We start from the raw sequence: 23,988 nt of genomic DNA, 5'->3' as shown, positions 1-23,988 counted from the left end.
CCAGGTGCTTTAAATGATTGATGCCATTTTAAATTCATTGAAAAAAAACAAGCATACCATGCTTGCCATGGGTGACAACTATGCGCCTAAAGCATGGATGATCGCCCAGCTGTTTTGTCGTCTGAACCAGCCTTTGGTTGTTGTTTTGCCGGATGCCAAAAAAGCCCGGGCGTTTATTTCCGATCTTCAATTTTTTATGCCGGCCGAACAGCCGCGCACTATTTTCTTCCCCGGCAGCCATTATCCGGGCGCAAAAAACATTTCCTTTCATAAAGATACGTCAGCTTCAAGACTTGCGGCGCTGTTCAGCATTAGTGAGAAAATCCGGGACAGGTTTCTTCTGGTGACTTATGTTGATCCGCTTTTATCTTTTCTGATGCCCAGGGAAGTGATGACAAACAGTTTTGAACTTATCATGGCCAATGAAGAGATTGACAGGGCAGGGCTGCTGGAAAACCTTGAAGCAAGCGGTTATACCCGGGCCACCCTTGTTGAGGATCCCGGTGAGTATGCTGTCCGGGGCGGTATTGTTGACATATTCTCCCCGGGGCAAAAACAGCCGGTGCGTCTGGAGTTTTTTGGAGATCTTGTGGAATCCATACGCCATTTTTCTCCTTATACCCAGCGCGGCACAAAAGAACTTGCTGAAGTCATTATTGTCCCGGCCACGGAAGCTGTGATCACAAAGCAGAGTTTGCCCCATGTCCAGGCCCGCCTGCGCCAGGCCGGGGCCCAGGCCGGGCTCACGGCGGACGCAATCCGGGATTACGTCAACCAGATCCGGGATAACGGGCGGTTTGACGGCATCGAGTCCATGCTGCCCATTGTGTACGATTCCCTGGCTACATTGTTTGACTATCTGCCGGAAAATACCTTTTTCATTCTGGATGATGCAAGTGTGCTGTCCACAAAGGCAACGGAGTTTCATGACGGTTTAAGGCACCATTTTAATGCCCTGGCTGATGAAAAAAGATTAAGCCTGCCACCGGAATCTATTTGCCGGGACTGGCGGGCAGCCGAAGAAAAAATTTTTGCTTCTAAAACGCTTTGTTTTAAACAGATCATGCTGGAACAGGACAGGGATAAGGCACAAATCCTTTCCCTGAAGTGTTCAGATAACCGTGCGTTGTCAGAATCCTTGCAGAACAGGACAAAAGATACCACACCGTTAACCCCTTTGGTGGAATGGATTGAGCAACAGCAGCAGGATGTTCAATCCATCTTATTTGTACTCAGCCAGGATGCCCAGGCAAGGCGGTTGAATGCCCTTCTTGCACCCTACGGCATAGCGCCGCAATTTTGCGGGAATTTCAGTTGTCTTTCTGACAAGACTCCGGGCATCTATTTTACCGTGGGGACGTTGAGCAGCGGCTTTATCCCGGATTTGGAAAATTTTAGTATTGTGACCGAAGATGAAATTTTCGGCAGAAAACGCATCCGGCGCAGGGTGTCGGCAAAACGGGATTTAAAAACGGAGTTCATTGCCCCCGAAGAACTGAAAAGTGGAGACTTTATCGTTCATATAGAGCATGGGGTAGGGCGGTACGAGGGTCTGTTCAGCCTTACTGTCTCCGGCATCACCCAGGATTTTATTCTGGTGGTTTACCAGGATGACGACAAACTCTATGTGCCCGTGGACAGGATGGAGGTTATCGGCAAGTACATCGGGGTGGACGGGTACGCCCCGGTGCTTGATAAAATAGGATCCAAATCCTGGACAAATGCCAAGGCCAAGGCCAGGGCCGAAGTTGAAAAGATGGCAGCAGACCTGCTTGATCTGTATGCCCGGCGCAAGGTGGCCAAAGGATTCTCATTCAGCCGTCCGGATAACTATTACAATGATTTCGAAGCCGGCTTTCCCTATGAAGAGACAAGGGATCAGCTCCGTGCCATAGACGATGTCCACCTGGATATGGAAAAGGATACACCCATGGACCGGCTGGTTTGCGGAGACGTGGGCTATGGAAAAACCGAAGTGGCTATCCGGGCCGCATTCAAGGCGGTGAACGACGGCAAACAGGTGGCCCTGGTGGTGCCTACCACTATCCTGGCCGAGCAGCATCTGAATACGTTCCGGGACCGTTTCAAGGATTATCCGGTAATCACCGAATGTCTGTCCCGTTTTCGGACACGAAAGGAGCAAACCGATATTTTAAAAAGAACCGCTGCCGGTACCGTGGATATTGTCATCGGTACCCACAGACTTTTGCAAAAGGATGTGGTCTTTAAATCCCTGGGCCTTTTAATCATTGACGAGGAGCAGCGGTTCGGGGTCAAGCACAAGGAAAAGCTGAAACAGAAACGGTCTGCGGTGGATGTCCTGGCACTGTCTGCCACACCCATTCCAAGAACCTTGCACATGTCTTTGACCGGTATGCGCGATATCTCCGTGATTACCACCCCGCCTGCAGACCGTCAGCCCATAATTTCATACATCACCACATACGAAGAGACTGTGGTCCGGGAAGCGGTTGTCAAAGAACTGGCCAGAAAGGGCCAGGTCTTTTTTGTTCACAACAACATTAAAACCATATTCAAGACCGCAGAAAACATACAAAAACTGATTCCCGATGCAAAGGTCGGTGTGGCCCACGGCAGATTGTCCGAAGCCGAACTTGAAAAGGTGATGGAAAAATTCATCCATCAGCAGATCAATGTGCTGGTCTGCACCACCATTATTGAATCCGGTCTGGACATACCCAGTGCCAACACCATGATTATAGACAAGGCAGAGCGTTTCGGCCTGTCCCAGATCTACCAGCTGCGCGGCCGTATCGGCCGGGGGGACGACCAGGCTTACGCGTATCTGTTTATTTCAGATGAGTCCCGGCTGACCAAGGATGCCAGAAAGCGGCTGGCAGCACTCATGGAACACCGGGATCTTGGATCCGGCTTTCAGATAGCCATGAAAGATCTTCAGATTCGCGGGGCAGGTACGGCCCTGGGCGCTTCCCAGTCCGGTCATATTGCAGCCGTGGGGTATGATATGTTTCTAAAACTTTTGGACCACGCAGTCAAAGATATGAAGGGCGAGCAGGTAACCGAGCCCCTGGAACCTGAAATCAATGCGTCCATGTCTTCGGGATTTCCTGAGGATTACATCGAATCCGTGGAGCAGCGCCTGACAATTTACCGGAGATTGTCAAGGCTGACCCGGGTATCAGACATATCAGACATGAAAAAAGAGCTGGAGGACCGGTATGGCAGGCTGCCAAAACCTGCTGAAAACATGCTGCTTAAAATTATGCTTAGAATTTTTGCCATCAAGGCCGGGGTCAAACGTCTGGACCTTACCCCGGATGTGCTGGTCCTGGAGTTTTCTCCCGACCATATGCCCCGCTCCCTGACTGACATTGAAACTGTGCTGAAAAAAACAGTGGACGCAAGGTTTGTTAAAAAAACATGTGTCCGGATCCAGCTTGGGAACAAACGCAGTCATATTTCAAGGGCGTTGCTTGAAACAAAGCAGATCCTTTCCTCTATTTCCGGTGCCCTTTCACCGGCGTGAACCTGATTCTTGGTTGCCTAACGTTTTTTATTTGCCCTGCTGATCTGCCATTGCTGCCATTAAGGCCCGGGTGCCGGGTCCGGGCATGCCGGTGCCGATAACATGGTCATCCACCTGGATTACAGGCACAATGCCTTTGTTGGTTCCGGTGATGAACAGTTCAGATGCAGACAGCAGGGTGTCCAGGGCAATATCCTGTTCAGATACGGGAAACAGCTTTTTGCCAAGGGCCAGAACGGTTTTGCGGGTAATGCCCTTGAGTACCCCTTTTTCCGGTGTGACCAGGGTGCCGTCAACCAGGGCAAACAGATTGCTGGTGGTGCCTTCGAGAACCATTTTGTCCCGGGTCATATACAGGGCCTCCGCAGCGCCCTGGGCCTTTGCCTTTTTCAAGGCCAGAACAGCAGGGATGTAATTGGTGGCCTTGGCATCCGGGAGCGACCGCTGCTGGACAAAGGTGATCACTTTTACGCCTTTTGTATACCAATGGGCGGGCAGGGCAGGAATATCAGTGACCAGAACAATCAGTCGCGGATGATCCGCCGGGCTGAAAAAATCAGGGCTGGATCCGCCCGTCACAAGGATGCGGATGTTGGCCTCATCCATGTGGGCATTTTTTTCAAGGACGTTAAAAACAATAGTCTTGATCTCTTCTTTGGTCCATGCCGGTGTAAGACCGATTGTTGTGACCGATGACAAAAGCCGGTTAACATGTTCATCAAGACAGTACGGACGACCACCAAAGGTTCTGATAATGTCGCAAACTGCATAGCCCCTGAGCACAGCCAGATCATCCACCGGAATCACCGCCTTGTCCCAGGGCAGAAATTTTCCATCCACATAAACTGTTTTCAACGCAATCACCTTTTGTAAAATTGAAAAATAGAGCCAGGTGTAGTAGAAACTGGTATTTAATATATACACACACCAACAGGTTTCAAGGAGAAGGATACATGGGATTGATTGCAGGCATTCAATACAATATCAAGGGCGTTGCCCTGGCGTTAAGCACACCATCACTTCTGATACTCGGCTTGATAAGATTTACAATAGTCTTGCTGTTGACCCTTGTGCTGTCCGGCATGGTACTTTACTGGCACAATGACATTTTTTCCATGATATGGCAGATGCCCGAGTCCCGGTGGCTGATCTGGTTGTGGCACATTGTTTCCTGGATTTTGACATTTATTCTGATGGCTTTTTCCATGCTGGCCTCCTATCTGATTTCCCAGATTTTTTTCTGTGTTTTTATCATGGATTATATGTCCCGGATCACAGAGCGCCTGGTGCTTGGACAGGAAGCCTCCGGCGCGCACACATCCATATTCGGACTGTTTTGGCATCTGATTCGCCAGGAAATACCCAGAGCTGTGGTGCCCGTACTGATATCGGTTGTCCTGATGATTATAGGATTGTTTACCCCTGTAAGTCTTGCCATTATAGCTATCTCGTCGGTGGTGGCAGGTATTTTTCTGGCCTGGGACAATACAGATCTTGTCCCTGCCAGGCGCATGGTGCCGTTTAAAGATCGGTTTAAGTTCTTAAGGGAAAATTTATTTTTCCACATCGGGTTCGGCCTGTTGTTTCTTGTGCCCTGGATCAACATCCTTTTCCTCTCATTTGCCCCGGTAGGTGCTACCTTATATTATATAGACAAAGACAAGATATAGACCCTGCAAAGCGGTTACAGCATTAATAAGTAATCATTTTACATGTGATTTATTATCTGCTATAGAATCTTTGGTTAAATAAAATATAGGTAGATAGCAGTTCCACCGTGCCTTGAGGGTACCTAATTTTGACTGCTCAATGCCAGATCGAGCAGCATTAAATAAGATAGGGATATTGGCTATGAGTTTTCGAAAAAAACTTGTTCTCAAGAATTTCGCTGTTCCGGTAAGTTTCCTGGAAGATAACAATAGTCCTTTTCTGATACCCGCAGCCGACAATTTTATGACCATTTCGCTGTACACCGTTGTTGTTACAGGTCACTGCTGCCTGCTACGCTGTACAGCAGGGTATAGGCACAATCCGTTGATGATCTAGGCAAGAAAGCATCCATTGCCTGTTTTGTGCCTGATACACGTTTACAGGAGATGGATACACATGGATATTAACTGATAACGTTAAGGTTACACATGCAAAAAATTAAACAAGACGAAAAACGCGTGCTCGTCATTGGCGGTGGCGTTGGCGGCATCAAGGCGGCCCTTGATCTTTCCGAGTCCCGGAAACAGGTCCTGCTCATTGATTCCGACTATGCCATTGGTGGATTAATGACCCAGCTGGACCGTACTTTTCCAACCAACAATTGCGATTTGTGTACAGTTTCTCCCCACCTGTCCGCAACAACAAGGGAAAAGTTTCTTCAGATCAGCCCAATGACAGAGTTAACCAGCCTGTCCGGAGAGGCCGGTAATTTTACGGCCACATTAAACACCGCTCCCCGGTTCATTGACATTGACAAATGTACCGCCTGCGGGGAATGTTTGAAAAAATTTCCAGAAGCCGTCCGGTTTACCCCGGGACTTGACCCAAGGGCGCCGACCTGTATGCGGTATCCCCAGGCCACACCCTATGCATATTCCATTGATATGGAAAAGATAGATGATGTGGAAGCGCTGAAGGCGGTCTGTAAGGCCGGGGCCATTGTGCCCGATGACAGTGAACAGCAAATCCAGGTCAATGTCGCATCCGTTGTCTTAAGTGTGGGCGCAGAGCTGTTTAATCCAGGTGTTCTGGATAATTTCGGCGGCGGTAAATTTGACAATGTGGTTCCCGGTCTTGAATATGAACGGATTATGTCCGCATCAGGGCCTTTCCAGGGTAATCTGGTTAGAAAATCAGACCAGCAGCGGCCCAAAAAAGTGGCCTGGATCCAGTGTGTGGGCTCCAGGGGCATCAACCGGCACGATGTTTCCTACTGCTCAAGTGTATGCTGCATGTATGCCCTCAAAGAGGCCATGGTGACCAAAGAGCGTTTTGGGAATGATATTGAAACCACCATCTTCTTTATGGACATGCGGACCTTTGGTAAGGATTACGAGCCGTACTACAACCGCGCCAAAGAAGATTTCGGCATCCGGTTAATCCGCTGCCGTCCCCATAGCATCATTGAACTGCCTGATAAATCGCTTGAGATCACCTATGCCAAAGAAGATCTGTCTCTCATGGAGAAAGAACAATTTGACATGGTTGTGCTCTCCACCGGTTTCAGACCCAGCCAGAAAACCATTGATCTGGCCGGAACACTTGGTATTGACTTAACCGAACATAATTTTGCCAAATCCGGCACCATGGATCCTGTGACAACCTCCAAGGACGGCGTGTATGTCTGCGGTGTTTTTGAAAGCCCCAAAGATATTCCCGAAACCCTGGTCCAGGCCTCTGCTGCCGCCTCCATGGCCGGTACGGCCGTGCCCAGTGGGGAATGGGTTGAAGACCTAAGCCTCTATCCGCCCCAAAGAGATGTTGAGGGCGAAGATACCAAAATCGGTGTCTTTGTTGTTGACTGTGACGGGGAGATCGGTCAGTCCCTGGATATTGATAAAATTTTGGAAAATGCCAAAACCAATCCTGACGTGGCCGTGGCAGAAGCGTTTAATCTCAGCTGTTCTTTTGAATCCATGGAAAAGATTGAAGGTTTGATCAAGGAACAAAAATTGAATCGAGTGGTCATTGGTTCCGGTTCTCCGAGGATTCAGGAGATCATGTTCCAGGATATGCTCAGACGCGCAGGGCTCAACCCTTATTTGCTTGAACTGGTTAATTTAAGAGACCAGAATGCCTGGGCACATAATGACGCCCCGGCCAAATCCCTTGAAAAGGCCTTTCAGTTGGTTCAGAGCGGTATATCCGGTGTCAGAAAAGCAAAACCCCTGGCTGAAAATATGCTTCCCACAAGCCAGAATGCCCTTGTTGTGGGCGGCGGTGTAACAGGTATGACATCTGCCCTTGAACTGGCTGACCAGGGCACGCTTACCTACCTGGTGGAAAAAGCGCCGGTGCTGGGCGGCCAGGCCTTGAACCTGTCCCAAACCATCGAAGGCGATGATGTGGCAGCTTTTGTCAAAGATCTTGTGAACAAGGTGTCTGCCCACGAAAACATCAAGGTGTTCATTGACGCTGTCATTGCAGAACACAAAGGCGTACCCGGAAAATTTACCACCGGCGTTAAAATAGGGGCCCGCACTGAACAGATCGACCATGGCGTCACCATCCTTGCCACAGGCGCAACGCCCAACCGTCCGGCCATGTATGGCCTGGGCGAACTTGACAAGGTCATGACCCAGCTTGATCTTGACGCCATCCTTGAGAATGATGAAAGCAAAATCAAGGCCATGGGACAGCTGGTTATGATCCAATGTGCCGGTTCCCGGGAGGCGGACAATCCCAACTGTTCACGGATCTGCTGCCAGGCAGCCGTTAAAAATGCTCTGCGCCTTTTGGACGTCAATCCTGACTTGGAAATTTTTGTTCTTTACAGGGATATCCGGACGTATGGATTCCAGGAAGATTATTACAAAACAGCCCGGGATAAAGGGGTGAAGTTCATTCGTTTTGATCTTGAACACCGCCCGGTTGTCCGGGAAGAAGCGGGCAAGACCATTGTCCGTGCCCATGATTTCATCCTGGGACAGGACATTGAAATTGAAGCAGACTGCGTGGCTTTAAGCACCGGTTTGGTTGCCAACACAGAGACCAACAAGGAACTGTGCGGCCTGTTCAATCTGCCCAAAACCGAAGACGGTTTCTTTCTGGAAGACCATGTGAAACTCAAACCCGTTGACATGGCGCTTCGCGGATTCTTTGTGGCCGGTACGGCCCACTCTCCCAAGGTGATCCGTGAAAGCATCACCCAGGCCCATGCCGTTGCAGGCAGAGCCAGAACCATGCTGGCCAATAAAGAGATTACCTTGGGGGCTGCCTTTGCCACGGTTGATCCGGTCAAGTGCGCGGTCTGCCTGATCTGTGTCAGAGCCTGTCCTTATGATGTTCCCTTTATCAATACTGAACGGCATTCAGAAATTGATCCGGCCAAGTGCCGCGGCTGCGGCATCTGTGTTGCCGAATGTCCGGCCAAGGCCATTCAGTTAAGGGCTTGGGAAGATGACCAGATACTGGCTAAACTTGATGGTTTATTTGAGAGGGTATAACTAATGAGCAATTTTGAACCTGAAATCGTTGCCTTTTGCTGTCATTATTGTGCATATACCGCAGCAGACATGGCTGGCACCAGACGGATTTCATATCCGTCCAATGTAAAAATCATACGGGTGCCCTGCACTGGCAAAGTGGACGCCATCCACTTGATGAAAGCCCTTGAAAAAGGAGCGGACGGTGTATATGTGGCGGGCTGTCTGGACGGGGACTGCCATTTCAAAAACGGCAATCTGCGCGCAACAGCCCATGTGGAAAAGATCAAAAAAGTCCTGGAAGATCTGGGCTGGGAGCCTGAACGTGTGGCCATGATGTACTTTTCCGCAGGCATGGGTGAACAATTTGCCCAGGGTGCCAAAGAATTTACAGAAAAGATTAAATCCCTGGGGCCAAGCCCGGCCAGTCAGACAGTAGGCAAGGCCGTTTAAAAAAAAAGCGGCCAATGCAATCTTAAAAATTTGTTGCATACGCTTGTCTTGTCTAATACATAAAAGAGATTTAACAGGTTATTTTTTATATAAAACTTTTGGAGATTAAAACATGATAACAGCAGAACAAAAACCCCTGCAGGAAATTTTCGGGTACATTGCGCCCTATGAAAAAATACTTGTGGTCGGCTGCAACGAATGTGTTACTGTTTGTGCAGCAGGCGGCAGAAAAGAGGTCGGGCTTCTGTCTTCCGCCCTTCGTCTGCACAGTGTCAAAGCGGGCAAAAAGCTTGAGGTTTTGGAACACACCCTGGAACGCCAGTGCGATCCGGAATATGTTGACCAGCTCAAAGAACTGGCAGGTCAGGTGGACGCCATCGTCTCCCTGGCCTGTGGCTGCGGAATTCAGACCGTTGCTGCACAATATGCGATTCCGGTTTTCCCCGGCGTGAACACCAAGTTCATGGGCGCGTCCGAAAGCCAGGGTATCTGGGCCGAGCGCTGTATGGGGTGTGGTGACTGCATGTTAGGCGTTACCGGCGGCATCTGTCCTGTTGCCCGTTGTTCAAAAAGCCTGATGAACGGTCCCTGCGGCGGAAATTCCAGCGGTAAATGTGAGATCAGCGAGGATGTGGATTGTGCATGGCAATTGATCTGGAACCGCCTGGTGGAACTGGGTATTCAGGATCGGTATGAAGAACTGGTTGCGGCAAAGGACTGGCGGCCTGCAGGCGGCGGTGGACCCAGAAAAATTATCAGGGAAGATTTGGCGGCGTCCAAAATTATCACGGAGGACATGGCATAATGAAAACTGAAAGCAGACTGGAAAAAGTACTGGCCTCGGGCCAGCTGGCAGTAACCTCTGAAGTAGGTCCTCCCAGGGGTTGCAATGTTGACATTGTCAAAGAAAAAGCCAACCTGATCAAGGATTATGTAGACGGCATCAACATCACGGACAACCAGACCGCCATGGTCAGGATGTCTTCCATTGCCGGCGGTACCATCATTAAACAGATGGGACTTGACCCCATTATCCAGATGGTATCCCGGGACAGAAACCGCCTTGCCATGCAGTCTGACATCCTTGGTGCGTATGCCCTTGGCATGAACACCATGCTTTGCCTGTCCGGGGACCATCCCCAGTTCGGGGACCATCCCATGGCAAAGCCCGTATATGACATTGACTCCATTAACATGATTAAAATGGTCAAGGATATGCGCGATGAAGGCAAGTTCCAGGGGGGAGCAGACATTACGGAACCGCCTAAAATGTTCATTGGTGCGGCAGCCAACCCCTTTGCCGATCCCTTTGAACTGCGTGTGATGCGTCTGGCCAAAAAAGTGGCTGCCGGCGTGGATTTCATCCAGACCCAGTGTATCTTTAACACGGATAAATTTGAAACGTGGATGAAGCAGGTGGTTGACCGCGGCCTGGATCAGAAAGTGGCTATTCTGGCCGGTATCACACCCATGAAATCCCTGGGTATGGCCAAATATATGAAGAGCAAGGTGCCTGGCATGGATATACCGGATGAGGTCATTGACCGCCTTGCCGGTGTTGCCAAAGAGAAACAAGCCGAAGAAGGCATCAAAATGGCCATTGAGCAGATGCAGCGCCTCAAGGAATGCAAAGGCGTGAAAGGTTTCCATATTATGGCCATTGAATGGGAACAAAAGGTTCCCGAACTGGTGAAAGGTGCAGGGCTTTATCCCAGACCCCAGGTTTAAACGTGACATACTGATGCAGCTGTTTTTTTGCGACATGAGACAGCTGCTTCATAAATGTATAAAATAGCAGCAGACCGGGCAGGATTTAATGTCCGGTCTGTTTTTTAATAGGTGCTGTTGCAGGAGTTTTATTATGATGGAAAGTCAAGACCAGGATTTTTGGAACGTTCACTCTCTTACACTAATTGAAATGGCCTACGAAGCAGGTTCCAGAGAGCGGCTTGAAAATCCGGATGGATACGGGACCCGGACCGGGGTGTGCGGAGACAGTGTGGAGTTTTTTATCATGGTTGACCACAATAATTGCCTTAGCAATATTTCCTTTGATTTCAACGGCTGCATCTATACGGCAGCATGCTGCAATACCGTGGTTTGTCTGGCACAGGGCCATTCCATCGATAATGTGTGGAACATCACTGCCGATATGGTTGCCGATTATCTTCAAACGTTGCCCGAAGACCATTATCATTGCGCAGAGCTTTGTGTTGGCGGTTTCTATCAGGCTCTGGTAGATTACCAGAGTAAAAAATCCATAAAAAAAGATTGAAATATTTTGTCGGCGGGCTGTCGAACCAAACATTGGAATGTAAACAAAAGACCATTTTGATTCCAGAACGCACCTGCATATGAAGCCAACTCAAACGAGTTTCAAAAGTTGCAACATTGCATCAGCGGTTAAATCATATATGGTTGTCACAGTTGTGCCACAAATTGCTCCTGCCAGTTCTTTTTTTTTCGACAAGGGGCATGAACATGCTTGCCGGCTCAGAAAAAGGGAATCTGTCCAGCATTAGGTATTTTTCTGCTAAATACTCTGTATAGTCTTTTTCGTCTACGCCTGCATCTTTAAGCGAGCCCTTTAAAAATTTTACCGTTGGGGTTAATTCGCTTGTTTCATTATTGCCTTGTTTTTCAAGAAGAATGTGGTTTATTTACTATAAGAACATCTTAATAGTGGATAAGTGCAAAGTTAATTATTATGCTTGTACCATAAAAAGAACAAGCGTGGCGTATATCTGGAAAAGGAGTGATGGGTGCAAAACTATCGTGAAGAAAATCTGGTGTGCCTGAGATCAGCCAATCAAAAGCTTTATAAACAGGTTGTTGACCATACGCCGGTGGAAATCGGAACCATTCTTCCTACGCAAACCGGGCCGACATTGAAATTTCATCAGCCCGGGGAAAAGTTCCAGTTCCTCTGCGATAGAAATGATGCAGTAGGGGCTGTCCGACAAAATTTTCCCATGCTGAAAAAAGAGGAAAATTTAAATACGACAGTGTGTATCTTTACGGGAATGGGGCTTGGGTACCGGCCCCTGGCCGCCCTGGAAATGCGTCAGGATATGTACCGGATGATGGTTGTTGAACCCTCGTTAGATATATTTTGTACCGCTTTAACCTATGTGGATTTGCGCCCTCTTTTCCTGTCTGAAAAAGTAACCTTTTTTGTCGGAGAGATCGACTGGCAGCAGTTTGACGAAACCTTAGTGGGATTCCCCATTTCCGTAAATATTTTCTTCAGCAATTATATGGTTCAATTTGATTGGAATAAAACGCTGTACACCGACGCTGTCAATAAAGCAAGGGCCTATGCAACTAAGGCCATTTCGGCCAAAGGCGTGTTTGATAAATGCGGTGAATTGCTTTTTAAAAACAGGATTCGGAACATGGCACTGTTCCGGGAAGCCCGGAATGTGGATGTCCTGAAAGGGGCGTTTCGCGGCAAACCTGCCATCCTGGTTTCCGCCGGCCCTTCTCTAAATCAAAGCATGGCAGATTTGAAAAAAGCTGTGGGGAAATGTGTCATTATTGCGGTGGATTCGGCTGCTGTTCCTCTCTTGAATAACGAAATTCGCCCTGATTTTGTCACGACCCTTGATTTTCGGGAACTTAATTCTGATAAATTGTCCCCGCATTTATTAAAAAAAGCGCCATTCTCCCTTGTGGCCGTTATTTCGACATCGGTTCCAACGGCCAGAAGACTGCCCTTAGACCACCTTTTTTTCTGTTTTCAGGACAATGATACCCAGGAGTGGATGATTGACGCCCTGAAAGTACAAGACTTGATGAAGCCTTCCGGCACGGTGGCGTCTCTTTCGCTCTCATTTGCCCAGATGATTGAAGCGGATCCAATTATCATGTTAGGGCATGATTTTGCATTGGTTTCCGAAGATGCCGATCATGTAAAGGGAACCGTATTCAACCATAACTGGCATCAAGGGAAAAATTTGATTCATGTTAAAGGTGTTGATGGAAAGATGGTTAAAACCCGGGATTTCCTGTTAGAGTTTAAACAGACTTTTGAAGAAATTATGCGGCAGTCTTCCCGTCGTTATATCAATGCAACAGCGGCTGGCGCTTATATTGAGGGTACGATAGTTCAAAATTTTGAGGATGTGCTTAAAAGTGATTTAATGCAGGAGATACATGTGAATACTATTGTCGCATCTGCATTGGAAAAACGGCCTTGTGTCTCCCTGTCTAAATTTCTTAAAGCAGCTAATTCTCAACTGCGTGAAGCAAAAGCACGGCTTAAACAAGTTAATTCCATTCTATCAAACAACGAAAAGATAGTTCGGTTTTTAGATAATCAAACCGCTCCGTCATCTATAAAGATAAATTCCTTTGCCAAGCTCCCCAAACAGATCCAGACTCATAAGCAAAATATTTTAAAGTCACGAAATAGGTTGAAACCCTTTTTGCCAATAGAGGAAGTGGCAGCTAAAATGATTAATGAGGCCAAGGTTGTCCAGGAAATTGAAAAAACTAATACCTATTTGGAGGCCATCGCAAAGGATTCAAAAATGATGGCCCTTGAAATGGGGGGACATCAAAAGGGCCTGATGGCTTTTAGTGAAGAGGTAGGAACGCTTGTTTCTTTCTTGGAACAAGAAGACAGGCTCATGTCAGATTTGAATTCCGATTCGCCTTTTTCGATCAAAAAGGCACTGGGGCTTACCGTACTTTACTTGAAAGAAATGTGCCCCATAAAAGCCATCAGTATTTTGGAGTTGATTTTTTCAAAGGGAAAAAATTTATCACCAGATGTGGATAGGGCCAAAATGCTCATGGGAATTGCAAAAGCACAACTGTTGGATTTTGAATCTGCTGAAAAATTGTGGGAGACAAATATTGCCGATGAAGATTCAGCGATACGGGACGAATTGGGGATACAACGGCGGGAATTGGGAGAATATTGGTTAAAAAGACTTATAGAGTCAAAGATTCCACGAAATTTGAAATGGGCGCTTCGTTCATGCCGGGAAAAAGAGTTTGTTTTGAAGGCAAAACAGGAAAATTGGGAAATGACCGTTCAATGGATTTCCCAATGGCTTGGGAAAGACAAGAATATAGACCTTGCAGAGGAATTTTTAGAATTGTGGGCACCCATTTGCGGGCAGACCCCGGAGTGGTATTATTGGCAGGCAAGATGTATGGCTGAAAGGGATGACAAGTTTGCGGCGTCAGTTTATCTGGAAAAGCATTTGCTAGGACCTGCTCATTCCCTTCATTCAAATGAATCTTCATATCCGGTATGGCTCGCATTTTCAGCCAGACTGCTGATGGAAACAGACCGGTTTGATCAGGGTATTCAAACACTCACACAAGCTGTGGCGCTGGACCCCAACCAGGCCGTACTATGGGAAGAACTTGGGGACACTTTTTTTGGGCATGAAGACTTTGCTTCGGCTGCTGTCGCCTACGAAAAATGTTTCATTGCTTTACCTGAAAAGATTCATGTCTTAAAAAAATTCGGTGATTGTTATTTAAAACAAGGGTTCATTGAAGCTGCAGAAACCGCCTACCAGGCAGTACTCCAAAAAGACCCGGGCAATGAGCCTGCGCGGTCTGCCCTGGAAAAACTCAAACAGAAACCATATTAACCATGACTTGACATTAAAAAGGTAAATATAAGCATGGGTCACATGTGCCCCGGTGCAATTATAGTTCAATCGAATAAGGGTTCAAAAACTGCCGTTTCCAAAGGAGCCTCTTATCGACTTCATTTAACTTGGCTTCGTTACAGACAGTTTCCCAATGTTGTTTGATTGTGGTGATCTGGTGATGAAATATATTACGAGCCTCTTCTTCAGTCAGAAGGAAATTATGCGCGGTCTTCAAGCATGACTTGAGTCTGCTCAGATTGTTCTCACCACATATGCGCATGGCCTGTGAAGCCTCATTGCCTGTGCGTCCTTGTGGACAAATATCATAAGCCGGTGTCAGTGTCAGCATAGAGCCACCCCAGAAGGCTGCATGGTTTCGTGCGTGATCGTCGGTGTTTCCGCATAAAATATTAAAGACAAGCCGGGAGAACATCTCTTTGAGTGTCGGCCTTGGATTGGTAAAACGGTGGCGGATAATTTCAGATAAGGTTTCATAGCTGGCGTAACGCGCCATCATGTCATCCAACGCAAACAGCGTCAGAGCCGAAACCATAGCCTTGCGAGTCCACTTGTCAGCTTTGGGTTCACGATCGAAGCGCTCAATCAGAAGAACATCTCTGTTCGCTGCTTTTTTCAATGCTACGGGTGCGACATCCAATCCTGACAATTCAGCTAACCGCATGGCAATGTACTCAGCCTTCACGACGCTGTACAGATCTGTGCTGGATGAAAACTTGGCCACGTATTTTTTTCCCCCTTCTTCAACCAGGGCTTTCGGACGAGCCCCACCTATGGAGCTTCCATGAAAAAGCGCCTGATCCAGCTCTGGAGTGAGGGGAATTCCTTGCTCGACTCTTTCTGAGGATGCAATCAGCTCTTCTATGCTGACATTATTAACATTACGTGGCACATACTCTGTCGGAGACCGTTGAAAATCCAGTGCTCCGATTCGATCTGATCCAGACTCCAGCAGGTACGTCAACTCATCTAAATCGGCCGTATCCATGCTGGCGCCTTTCAGTCCTAATTTTTTGTTGATGATTACACGTCTTCCCCAGGCATCAGGTGCTGCATCCCTGATACAACCGGGCATGGTTAAACCCTCGAGCAAAGGCAATAATCCAGGCATTAGCGGCAATTCGGGTTCGTAAATCGCTATTGCAGGCTTGGTGGAATTGACACGCTCCAAGTAGCTTTTACCATAGTTGAATATGATATTGCTGTTATCCGCTTCAAGACGTCCGGCCACAACCGGTTCGGTTTCTCCAGGGAGCCAAATCCAGACAAAGGCTTCTTTTTCTGTTTTAAAAGTCATCGTTCACCTTTTTTGACTTCCTGCGAACAGATTTTGGCATGAGCGCCAGCTTTTCCTTTGTGTGACGAAGCTGTTTGACCAGATCACTTCCATCAGCATCAAACAGCTTGATGCCGACAATAGTTGCGACTTCGAAAACAGCCCCAATTTCACATTTGAGGTTGCCTTTTTCAATACGTTGCAGCATCCCTCTGGAAATACCAGCGCGATCCGCCAATTCCTGAGCGGTAAGTTTGCGCTCATTACGTGCTTCCCGGATTAACGCACCGAGCAGGGCTGCTGCTTCTCGGCTATATTGTGAGTAGGTGCGTGCGATAGATTTCGGCATACCCACCTCTTGATTTATATATAGATCATAACGTAATTATATGGCCTTTTTATGGTTCATAAAATAGGTTGTTTAAATTGACTTGTCAAATGATATTTATGATCTATATGTAAACCTTGTGATCTTATTGTGGTCTATATATAAGGCATTTTTATCGTTATCAGTGCTTGGGAGAAATAATTTCTCCGGGTTTAACTTCTCCCAAATCAATCATTCATGAATAGTTAAAGACGCAAAAGCCTGCATTATAATCAGTGGCGTGATTCCAGTTTGGGATAAAATGTCTGGGAAAGTCCAAGTGTGTCCCCAAATGATTGGGTAAGTTCCAGCAGCGTGTATTACAGGAATATCCTGAATCCATCTGTTTTAAGGCCTGAATGCATATTCCATTCCCATTGCCGAAAGCAGGCGTGTCTTTGCTTAACGGGTATGAAAGGAAGATCCATTGTCTGGGAATTGATTTTGTTGTCATCATATCTGCATAAATCAAATAGCAAGAGTTGACAATATTAGCTTAGTTAGCTAAGCTACAAGCAGCATGCTTTGGAAAAGGAGACCACATGGAAATTATCAGCGTATTTGAAGCAAAAAATAAGCTTTCCAAATTGTTATCTAATATAGAAAAGAATGATACGTCTTACCTTATCTGCCGGAATGGCACACCGGTCGCCGAAATCATAGCCCATAAACCCAAAAATCGGTTACAGGGGACCCCGGAACTGCATGTGACAGTGAGCGGTCCTCTGTTTGATGATGACATGAGTGAGGACTTTGAATGTCTTCAATAATGCTCGACACTTGTGGATTGATTTGGCTGGTGAACGGAGGCGGGCGACTCTCAAAGGACACATTGGAGGCCATTCAACAAGCTGATTTAGTGTATGTCAGTGCCGCATCAGCCTTAGAGATTGGCTGTAAAGTTTCACTGAAGAAGCTTGCCTTGACTATGGAACCATGCTGCTGGTACGCTAAAGCCCTTGAAATTCATGATTTGGTTGAAATTCCAGTCACAGGGGAAATTGCGCTGCATTCTTCATCGCTGCCGCTTATTCATAAAGACCCGGCTGATCGAATCATAATAGCAACGGCTCAATTACGGCATCTTCCAATTGTGACCCATGACAGTCGATTTGAACACTATAAGGTGTTAACACTCAGATGAAAATTTTTGGAAGCTGAAAGTAGTATCCGCTTTCTTGGGCATTGAAGTTGCGAAAACAGCCCAGCAGGCAGTGAGTCAAAAAAACCGGACATGCGCCTGCACTATCTGTCCTGAAAAAACTAGGCAGAAACCATAAATTAAAGGAAGCTCAATGCCATACGAACAAGCCCATGCACCGATTTATGGATATATGAAAGGTTGGAAACACACTATCCCTCTACATTTAGTACATTATGCCCGTACTTTTTCCATTTTTAAGGTGCTGAATACACTTAAGCTGGGTAAAGTGCTAAACGTCGGGGGGGCTGATGGATATCATTCATACCTTTTGGAGAGACTCTTTAACGCTGATGTTACGACCCTTGATACCAATAACCATGCCTTGTCCGTAGCAAATAAGCGCTACGGACTGAAAATCAAGCATGGTTCTGCCTTGGATATTCCCTATCCAGATGATGAGTTTGACACCGTGCTTTGTATTGAAACCATTGAACATATAGAAGATTCTGAACGAGTTGTTTTTGAGCTTCTGCGGGTTGCCCGGAATCATCTGTTAATTTCTACGGAGAGTTTTTTTGACAGCGAAGAACAGAAACAAGCCTTTTTGTGTTATATCCGTGAGACTCACCCTCAGTTTTTCCGTAGCAACAATCCCATAAAATCTGGAGATGTCGCTTACTTCACTTTACGTGATTTTGACCGCCTGTTAGATGGGCGGCCTTTTAAAATCTTTGCACAGTTTTCCAATAAACACATGGAGGTGTTAGGAAATATTGCTGAAATTCGAAGGCATGTGCAAGCAATGACAAGCAATTTAACGCCTAGCAAAAAGACAAAAATTATTTTGCATTGTCCCTTGAGCAATTGTGAATCCAATCCATCACCCCTAACCGAGGAGGCATTGCTTGAAAGCATCGTGGCAGACTCCCCTTTTTTTCCTATCAAGATAGACGAAGAGATGCGCAGGGAGGATGAGGAAAACATCTCGCGAATAGAACATTGGCATTCTGAGAAGGCTTACGCAATAACTGTCCCCGCAGGTTCAACTCCCATACTTACTATTGATGAACATGGTGCTAGAGGGATGAGTCTCAGTTGGCTTACCACAGAAAATTTGGAACGTTCTCCGATGTTCTGTACCCGCCGTGTCACAATCGAACCCCAAGGCCACACACCAGAGCGAGCCACACCATGGGAGCATCAGTTGCATATTTTAACCGGTCAGGCATTATTAGTTGAACCAGGCAGAACAACAACGCTTTCACCTGGAGACACAATACATATTGAGCCAAATCATATATTTCAAATTCACAATGAGACTGAAAACCGGCTTATATACCTTGATATAATTCCCAGTATAAGTACCTTGTTTGGACGTTAGTGTTCAGTCTTTATAATACCGGTTAAAAATATGCCTTCCCCAATCCACAACTCGTGGTAGGCACGCCAGGAATCCTCTTCATCGGCACTAATGTGGTGGCGAAGACACACACTGAACGGTTTTGGAAATCGGCCGCGGGTTTCCCGGGCAAGTTCGTGCAGTCCGGCCTTATCCACATAACTTATATCAAGCGTAAAATCAAAGTGTACAGTCTGCCGGGGCAGACAGGGGTGGGAGCGGATAAAACGGTTGTTGTTCAGTTGTTCTGTTCGCATCACCTTAAAGTTGCATTGGTCGTGTATACGGTAATAGTAGAGCTTTTTCGGGACAAAACAAATTTTTTCCGCCCCTGCCAGTTCAGCCATGGGCAGGTAAAGGGAAAGATCGCCGGCAGCACGGAAGTAGCCACCAGCAGGATCACGGAAATCTTCATCTCCCATGAGATGGAACAGGTAAGCCTTGAAAGAACGAATGTGGGAAAAGCACCATAGCTGATCCCGTATCCCCACAGATCGAATGGGCGCACGGCCAATGGAATAAGAAAGTCCCTCCATCACTTCATCTGTGTACACCAAGTCATATCCGGCCACATGATGTTCCCACAGAGATTCCAGGGCCCCGTCCATAAGCATGTCATCTCCATCCAGAATGGCGATAACATCCGAAGGCTTTAAGTTAAGAGAACGCAACCCGGCCAAAGTATTGCCCATGAGCCAGGCTCGTTTTTCCCCTAGGCGCAGCTTGATGCGTTCGTCTTTTGCCATGAAAGCGCGGACCAATTCGGCAGTCTTATCCTCAGAACAGTCGTCTGCAACCAGAGCGGTCCAGCCTTGGAAGGTCTGCCGCTGAAGTGACTTGAGACATTCGTCAATGTATTTTTCACAATTGTAACACGGAATGATGATGTGAAAATGTTCAGGTGTCAGCAGACTGTTCATGTGGCTGTCCTTTTGTGCTTTGCCATCCACTGCCAGGCATGGCCAATGATATCGGTTATGTCCTGGTAACAGGGAGTCCAACCCAATTTTTGTTTGGCAAGAAAAGCATCTGCCACCAGCCTGGAAGGGTCTCCTGCCCGGCGGGGTCCGGTTTCCCAGTTGACTGGTCTGCCGGTTACTTTTTCAACAGTGTCAATGATTTTTTTCACGGAATGGCCATTACCGTTTCCCAAATTGAACGTACAGCATGGATGGGTATCCAAATAGTGAAGGGCCGCCAGATGGGCCTCGGCCAGGTCAACCACATGAATGTAGTCTCGAATGCAGGTGCCGTCAGGGGTATCCCAGTCCGTTCCAAATACGGTGAGCGGCATTGCCCCGGGCAGGCTTGCTTTCAGAGCCAGAGGAATCAGGTGGGTTTCCGGATCGTGGTCCTCTCCCAACTGGCCCTCCGGGTCTGCGCCTGCTGCATTAAAGTACCGGAGCGAGGCATGGCGCAAACCATATGCCTTGCCGTAATCAGCCATAATTTGTTCAATGAACCGCTTGCTGCGTCCGTATGGGTTGATGGGGCCGCAGGGATGGGATTCGGACAGGGGCAAGCACTCCGGCGTGCCGTACACCGCACAGGTGCTTGAAAATACAATTTTTTCACATGCGTGTCTTCGCATTGCATCTAAAAGATTCAGAGCGCAGATCACATTATTTGTATAATATTTTGACGGATCAATTACCGACTCACCGACATAAGCAAAGGCCGCAAGGTGTATAACGGCACTGGGATTATGAACCTTAAACACACGGTCCAGGACTTCCCGGCTGGACAGGTCTCCGACCACGAGGGGACCCCAGTTTACCGCCCATTCATGACCATGGACCAGGTTGTCGAGTACCACAGGTGTATAGCCATGCAACGCCAAAATCTTGCATGTGTGTGAACCAATATATCCTGCTCCCCCGGTGACGAGAATGCTAGTCAAAATGCGTCTTACTCAAAAAAGATAAATTCATAATCGCCTGTGTATCCAAATTGCTGGTACAACCACACCCATTCCCGCTCTGAAAAGAAAGACTCACAGGTCAGCGCCCAGCACTGGAGATTGAATAGCTCCTGCTCGTTACGGTAACTTTCCACGCAGACGTATTTTTGTTTGCCCACACGTTCAATCTCGGTAATGGCAGCCTTGAATTCCGGTAGTTCCAGATTGTGCAATGCGTTGAGGGATATGACCAGATCAAAATGATCATCGGCATGTGGATATGGTTCCTGGGCCTTTTGCCTGAACAGCCGGTCCCGGATCATTTCCGGGGCATTTGCCAGCCCATGTTGGGAAATATCAAACCCAATGAGATTTGCATTCGGCAGGAGCTGTCCCAGTTCGAAAAGCAAATGGGCTTTGCCACAGCCTACATCCAGGATACAGGCGTCATTTTTAAGGGAATAAACGTCAATCAGGGACTGGGCCACGGGTTTCCATCGTCCGTCATAGCGGTACCCGCCATAGCCGTACCGCCGGTCTCCATCCCAGTAATCGAATTCGTATTCCTTAGCCTTGCGCATGCAGGCCACTTTATCCTCTATCATGCGCGGTAAGTATTCGCGTTTGGTGGCTGTATGAAGCGGTGTGATGATGTGTATTTTTTGCATGAAGGGTCTCTTATCGGTTGGCCGCCAGTTGGCGGGAAAAGATATCAGCCCGTGAGTCCAGGGTGCTGAGAATGATACGGGCTTTGTCCAGTTGTCTGGTAAGTATCTGCTCGTACGCTTCATGGACGCCGTTTCCGGCAAAGCCGCGGCGGGCCAAATCATAAGGCATGAACTCGTTCAGGAGAATACAGCACCATTTAATGCCGAAGAGCGGGAACAGGGCGATAGCCCGTTGGCTGTCATATCCCTTGGTTGTGAGTGACGGCAGCATACCGGACAGGAACCGTTGCCTGAGGGTTTCATTTAAATTCATAGCAGGGTGAAGGCAGAAATCCGCCAGGATTTTTGCCGGATCATCCCAGCCAAAATATTCAAAGTCTAAAAAGGATAGGCGGCCGTCTTGACGTTTTAGGGTATTGTGCATGCCGAAATCCGATGGGCTGAGGATACGCCATGCATTGGGAATATATTCTTCCAGACCTATACCCTGACTTTGAAGTGATTCGCGGCAATGATCCGCAAATTTGGCTTGGGCCGGACGGAGTTGATGACACAGGAAATCAATTAATTCCCGGTAGAGCGGGCATTCCTCGGTCACCTGTTCCAGCCGGGCAAGGCGCATTTCGATGTTTTTCAATATGTCCATGACCGAGAAAAACGCTTCGGACGCCGGGGAAAACTCCTCTTTCAACGCTTCTTCTGTGGTGGAGAGGCGGATGAGGTCAGTTAGAAATTCAACGGCCAGATTTATGTCTCGGGTTGTGGGGTCGGTTACCTTTGTCCCTTCTATATATGAGAGTATAGAGACCTGACGATCCTTATCCAGCCTCAGCAGACGCGGCACAGATTCAATTCCGGCCTTCTCAAAGAAACGAAGCGCCATGGCCTCGTTTCCCTGGCGGTCTCGACCGTCAGCCGGATTTCTGAAATAGCGTTTGAGGATAAACGGCTCACTGCCCGGAGGTTGAACCAGAAAGACCTTACTGTTACGCCCGCCGCTAAGGGAGGTCATTCTGGTACCGGGCGGCAAGCCGGAAAATGTGGTGTTCATCTATGTTTTGTTTCTTTGTAATACTCATCAAGTTTTTAAGTTTTGACGCACCAATAAGAGCCTGACACCGTAGTCAGGTCCTGGGTGCAGTATTCCCTCCAATCCGGGGCAATATCATCGGGGAGCACCATGGATCGTTCTTCGTTCAGCACTGTGACCTCGAACCCGGCATTTTGGATGTCCGTGATGATTTCGCTGCGCCGCAGCAGGTTGAGAGTGCTGGTTTTGGCCAGCCATTGGGCCTTGGTGAATGAATAAAAAGGAAAACGGTTGTCTTTGCAGAAAATATGTCCACTGTAATCCACCACATGGTGCATGGCCGCCCCGGGCCGCATGATGCGCTGCAGTTCACGCATCAGGGCAGCCACGTTCTGTACATGTTCAAGCACGGTTACAGAGAAGCAGTAGTCGAAGAATTCCCGGGGAAAGGCGCATGTATCGAGGAACCCGGTCTCAAAGGTAACCGTGCAAGGGATGTCCCGGGGAAGATTGAATTCCGGCAGTAGGGCAGATAGCGTAGGCAGAAGCCGGGCGAACTGAGCTTTATTGGCTTTAAAGTTCGGATTCCCTGGAAGAGAGAAGGGCTCAATGGCTACCCCTTTTGCGAAATTAAGGGAATGCAGCATTGCCGAATATGGTGCATCGCCATATCCGATTTCCAGAAAACGCCCCTTATGCACGGATTCCAGCCTTTTTTGTCTATCAGTGAAGTATTCCTGAACAAGAGAGCAGGCCTTGAAAAGTTCCGCATGGTTCCAGCCATTTTCCTGGCCAGCCAGTTCAATTCCCTTTTCCCGAAAGACGCGTTGCACTGCCTTTGGCATGGAGAGATCCCGCCGCATTTTGGACTGGATTTCCCGGACAAGGGTTTGGTCGTTTGATTGCATGGCGTAGACCAGTATGAGCCACAGTAGACCGTCCAAGCCTATAAATTCCTTGCCAGGATCGTCTAAGAGGCCGATCTCGGACGCGGGCAGGGCGGTATGAAGCTTCAGGGGATTGACGTTGCTTTCGTATTTTTCGGCCAGCCGGCGGACCATGTCGAGGGTGATGACCGCCTGGTACCGGAACGGACTTCGCGTGTTGACGCAGGCTGCATGCCTTTTTCCGGAATGGACTAGTCGCTCCAGTTGAGACGTTTGTTCCGCATCTATGAGAAAGGAGTAGCCATTGAGTATGCAGGCTTGATTCAGGTTGAGGTCATTCATGACCTCAAGCAGACGTTTTTGGGGCGCAATATGCCTGGAGTAGTGTACCTCCAGCCCCAGGCCTTCAAGGGCTTGCTTGCAATTGCCCGGCAAAGCCTCGCTTGATGAGACCACAATTCTGCCAATGCTCCCATGTGCCATGAGGCCCTTGAGAGCAGCTGTGATGAGCGGCTTCTCACGCCCGGAAAAAATGATATCAGTGGTTTCACGGGGGTAGCAGCAGAGGATTGCTGTCAGAGGCATTGG

The 23,988-nt window shown here is 48.0% G+C and carries 20 protein-coding genes; 11 read left to right on the top strand and 9 right to left on the bottom strand.

Translation table 11 applies throughout. The features are described from left to right. The first annotated feature begins 13 nt into the window (after positions 1–13). Entirely contained in the window at positions 14–3,508 is a 3,495-nt protein-coding gene (gene mfd, locus Q366_RS03530) for a transcription-repair coupling factor (RefSeq protein ID WP_035236426.1), read from the top strand. Between the two features lie 27 nt (positions 3,509–3,535). Here mfd and Q366_RS03525 read toward each other — a convergent pair whose 3' ends face one another. Beyond that, entirely contained in the window at positions 3,536–4,372 is an 837-nt protein-coding gene (locus Q366_RS03525; RefSeq protein WP_245619866.1) for an aminotransferase class IV, read from the bottom strand. A gap of 89 nt (positions 4,373–4,461) precedes the next feature. Between Q366_RS03525 and Q366_RS03520 the strand changes: the two genes are divergently transcribed. The 7 genes from Q366_RS03520 (at position 4,462) to Q366_RS03490 (ending at position 14,708) form a co-directional block, all read left to right on the top strand. Then, positions 4,462–5,178, top strand: coding sequence for an EI24 domain-containing protein (locus tag Q366_RS03520; RefSeq protein WP_035236422.1), 717 nt, complete (start codon positions 4,462–4,464; stop codon positions 5,176–5,178). A gap of 468 nt (positions 5,179–5,646) precedes the next feature. Further along, complete coding sequence (locus tag Q366_RS03515; RefSeq protein ID WP_035236420.1) at positions 5,647–8,664, top strand: FAD-dependent oxidoreductase; 3,018 nt, start codon at positions 5,647–5,649, stop codon at positions 8,662–8,664. Positions 8,665–8,667: 3 nt separating this feature from the next. Next, positions 8,668–9,096 carry a hydrogenase iron-sulfur subunit gene (locus Q366_RS03510; protein WP_035236418.1) on the top strand — a complete coding sequence of 143 codons (429 nt, stop codon included), beginning with the start codon at positions 8,668–8,670 and terminating at the stop codon, positions 9,094–9,096. Positions 9,097–9,208: 112 nt separating this feature from the next. Beyond that, positions 9,209–9,901: a methylenetetrahydrofolate reductase C-terminal domain-containing protein gene (locus Q366_RS03505; protein ID WP_035236416.1), complete on the top strand. Its 693-nt coding sequence runs from the start codon at positions 9,209–9,211 to the stop codon at positions 9,899–9,901. Then, the gene (locus Q366_RS03500) at positions 9,901–10,824 is read left to right on the top strand and encodes a methylenetetrahydrofolate reductase (RefSeq protein ID WP_035236414.1); all 924 of its coding nucleotides are present in this window, start codon (positions 9,901–9,903) and stop codon (positions 10,822–10,824) included. Before Q366_RS03505 ends, Q366_RS03500 begins: the two co-directional genes overlap by 1 nt. 133 nt (positions 10,825–10,957) lie before the next feature. After that, positions 10,958–11,371 carry an iron-sulfur cluster assembly scaffold protein gene (locus tag Q366_RS03495; RefSeq protein ID WP_245619854.1) on the top strand — a complete coding sequence of 138 codons (414 nt, stop codon included), beginning with the start codon at positions 10,958–10,960 and terminating at the stop codon, positions 11,369–11,371. Between the two features lie 697 nt (positions 11,372–12,068). Then, on the top strand, positions 12,069–14,708 hold the full coding sequence (locus Q366_RS03490; RefSeq protein ID WP_342668572.1) for a 6-hydroxymethylpterin diphosphokinase MptE-like protein: 2,640 nt from the start codon (positions 12,069–12,071) through the stop codon (positions 14,706–14,708). Positions 14,709–14,766: 58 nt separating this feature from the next. Here Q366_RS03490 and Q366_RS03485 read toward each other — a convergent pair whose 3' ends face one another. The 3 genes from Q366_RS03485 to Q366_RS22310 form a co-directional block, all read right to left on the bottom strand. Next, complete coding sequence (locus Q366_RS03485) at positions 14,767–16,026, bottom strand: type II toxin-antitoxin system HipA family toxin (protein ID WP_035236410.1); 1,260 nt, start codon at positions 16,024–16,026, stop codon at positions 14,767–14,769. Beyond that, positions 16,016–16,354 carry a helix-turn-helix transcriptional regulator gene (locus tag Q366_RS03480; RefSeq protein WP_035236408.1) on the bottom strand — a complete coding sequence of 113 codons (339 nt, stop codon included), beginning with the start codon at positions 16,352–16,354 and terminating at the stop codon, positions 16,016–16,018. Before Q366_RS03480 ends, Q366_RS03485 begins: the two co-directional genes overlap by 11 nt. Positions 16,355–16,568: 214 nt before the next feature. Continuing rightward, the gene (locus tag Q366_RS22310) at positions 16,569–16,826 is read right to left on the bottom strand and encodes a cyclase family protein (protein ID WP_169742926.1); all 258 of its coding nucleotides are present in this window, start codon (positions 16,824–16,826) and stop codon (positions 16,569–16,571) included. Positions 16,827–16,914: 88 nt separating this feature from the next. Here Q366_RS22310 and Q366_RS03475 point away from each other — a divergent pair, with 88 nt between their 5' ends. From Q366_RS03475 to Q366_RS03465, 3 genes are all read left to right on the top strand, one after another. Then, positions 16,915–17,142 carry a type II toxin-antitoxin system Phd/YefM family antitoxin gene (locus Q366_RS03475; RefSeq protein ID WP_035236406.1) on the top strand — a complete coding sequence of 76 codons (228 nt, stop codon included), beginning with the start codon at positions 16,915–16,917 and terminating at the stop codon, positions 17,140–17,142. Then, the gene (locus tag Q366_RS03470) at positions 17,130–17,516 is read left to right on the top strand and encodes a type II toxin-antitoxin system VapC family toxin (RefSeq protein WP_035236404.1); all 387 of its coding nucleotides are present in this window, start codon (positions 17,130–17,132) and stop codon (positions 17,514–17,516) included. Before Q366_RS03475 ends, Q366_RS03470 begins: the two co-directional genes overlap by 13 nt. A 151-nt stretch (positions 17,517–17,667) precedes the next feature. Continuing rightward, positions 17,668–18,897 (top strand): methyltransferase domain-containing protein, encoded by a 1,230-nt coding sequence (locus Q366_RS03465; protein ID WP_035236402.1) that lies wholly within the window; start codon positions 17,668–17,670, stop codon positions 18,895–18,897. Here Q366_RS03465 and Q366_RS03460 read toward each other — a convergent pair. From Q366_RS03460 to Q366_RS03440, 5 genes are read right to left on the bottom strand one after another with little or no spacing between them, the layout of a single operon-like run. Continuing rightward, positions 18,894–19,835, bottom strand: coding sequence for a glycosyltransferase family 2 protein (locus Q366_RS03460; protein ID WP_035236400.1), 942 nt, complete (start codon positions 19,833–19,835; stop codon positions 18,894–18,896). The two genes, Q366_RS03465 and Q366_RS03460, sit on opposite strands and share 4 nt — an antisense overlap. Next, positions 19,832–20,815 (bottom strand): UDP-glucose 4-epimerase GalE, encoded by a 984-nt coding sequence (galE, locus tag Q366_RS03455; protein WP_245619853.1) that lies wholly within the window; start codon positions 20,813–20,815, stop codon positions 19,832–19,834. Before galE ends, Q366_RS03460 begins: the two co-directional genes overlap by 4 nt. A gap of 8 nt (positions 20,816–20,823) precedes the next feature. Beyond that, positions 20,824–21,483 (bottom strand): class I SAM-dependent methyltransferase, encoded by a 660-nt coding sequence (locus Q366_RS03450; RefSeq protein WP_035236396.1) that lies wholly within the window; start codon positions 21,481–21,483, stop codon positions 20,824–20,826. A 10-nt stretch (positions 21,484–21,493) separates the two neighbouring features. Beyond that, a complete protein-coding gene (locus Q366_RS03445) occupies positions 21,494–22,534 on the bottom strand; it encodes an aminoglycoside phosphotransferase family protein (RefSeq protein ID WP_035236394.1) in 1,041 nt (346 codons plus the stop codon). Between the two features lie 35 nt (positions 22,535–22,569). Next, a complete protein-coding gene (locus tag Q366_RS03440) occupies positions 22,570–23,985 on the bottom strand; it encodes a class I SAM-dependent methyltransferase (protein ID WP_035236391.1) in 1,416 nt (471 codons plus the stop codon). Positions 23,986–23,988 lie beyond the last annotated feature (3 nt).

Source organism: Desulfobacter vibrioformis DSM 8776 (genome assembly GCF_000745975.1).
Lineage (GTDB): Bacteria > Desulfobacterota > Desulfobacteria > Desulfobacterales > Desulfobacteraceae > Desulfobacter > Desulfobacter vibrioformis.
Note: the sequence above shows the minus strand (reverse complement) of the source record. Positions and strands in the feature narration are given on the sequence as shown.

Coding starts and splice junctions, on each gene's coding strand:
- mfd (WP_035236426.1), top strand. CDS start 14: ATGATTGATGCCATTTTAAATTCATTGAAAAAAAACAAGCATACCATG.
- Q366_RS03520 (WP_035236422.1), top strand. CDS start 4,462: ATGGGATTGATTGCAGGCATTCAATACAATATCAAGGGCGTTGCCCTG.
- Q366_RS03515 (WP_035236420.1), top strand. CDS start 5,647: ATGCAAAAAATTAAACAAGACGAAAAACGCGTGCTCGTCATTGGCGGT.
- Q366_RS03510 (WP_035236418.1), top strand. CDS start 8,668: ATGAGCAATTTTGAACCTGAAATCGTTGCCTTTTGCTGTCATTATTGT.
- Q366_RS03505 (WP_035236416.1), top strand. CDS start 9,209: ATGATAACAGCAGAACAAAAACCCCTGCAGGAAATTTTCGGGTACATT.
- Q366_RS03500 (WP_035236414.1), top strand. CDS start 9,901: ATGAAAACTGAAAGCAGACTGGAAAAAGTACTGGCCTCGGGCCAGCTG.
- Q366_RS03495 (WP_245619854.1), top strand. CDS start 10,958: ATGATGGAAAGTCAAGACCAGGATTTTTGGAACGTTCACTCTCTTACA.
- Q366_RS03490 (WP_342668572.1), top strand. CDS start 12,069: ATGCTGAAAAAAGAGGAAAATTTAAATACGACAGTGTGTATCTTTACG.
- Q366_RS03485 (WP_035236410.1), bottom strand. CDS start 16,026: ATGACTTTTAAAACAGAAAAAGAAGCCTTTGTCTGGATTTGGCTCCCT.
- Q366_RS03480 (WP_035236408.1), bottom strand. CDS start 16,354: ATGCCGAAATCTATCGCACGCACCTACTCACAATATAGCCGAGAAGCA.
- Q366_RS22310 (WP_169742926.1), bottom strand. CDS start 16,826: ATGACAACAAAATCAATTCCCAGACAATGGATCTTCCTTTCATACCCG.
- Q366_RS03475 (WP_035236406.1), top strand. CDS start 16,915: ATGGAAATTATCAGCGTATTTGAAGCAAAAAATAAGCTTTCCAAATTG.
- Q366_RS03470 (WP_035236404.1), top strand. CDS start 17,130: ATGTCTTCAATAATGCTCGACACTTGTGGATTGATTTGGCTGGTGAAC.
- Q366_RS03465 (WP_035236402.1), top strand. CDS start 17,668: ATGCCATACGAACAAGCCCATGCACCGATTTATGGATATATGAAAGGT.
- Q366_RS03460 (WP_035236400.1), bottom strand. CDS start 19,835: ATGAACAGTCTGCTGACACCTGAACATTTTCACATCATCATTCCGTGT.
- Q366_RS03450 (WP_035236396.1), bottom strand. CDS start 21,483: ATGCAAAAAATACACATCATCACACCGCTTCATACAGCCACCAAACGC.
- Q366_RS03445 (WP_035236394.1), bottom strand. CDS start 22,534: ATGAACACCACATTTTCCGGCTTGCCGCCCGGTACCAGAATGACCTCC.
- Q366_RS03440 (WP_035236391.1), bottom strand. CDS start 23,985: ATGCCTCTGACAGCAATCCTCTGCTGCTACCCCCGTGAAACCACTGAT.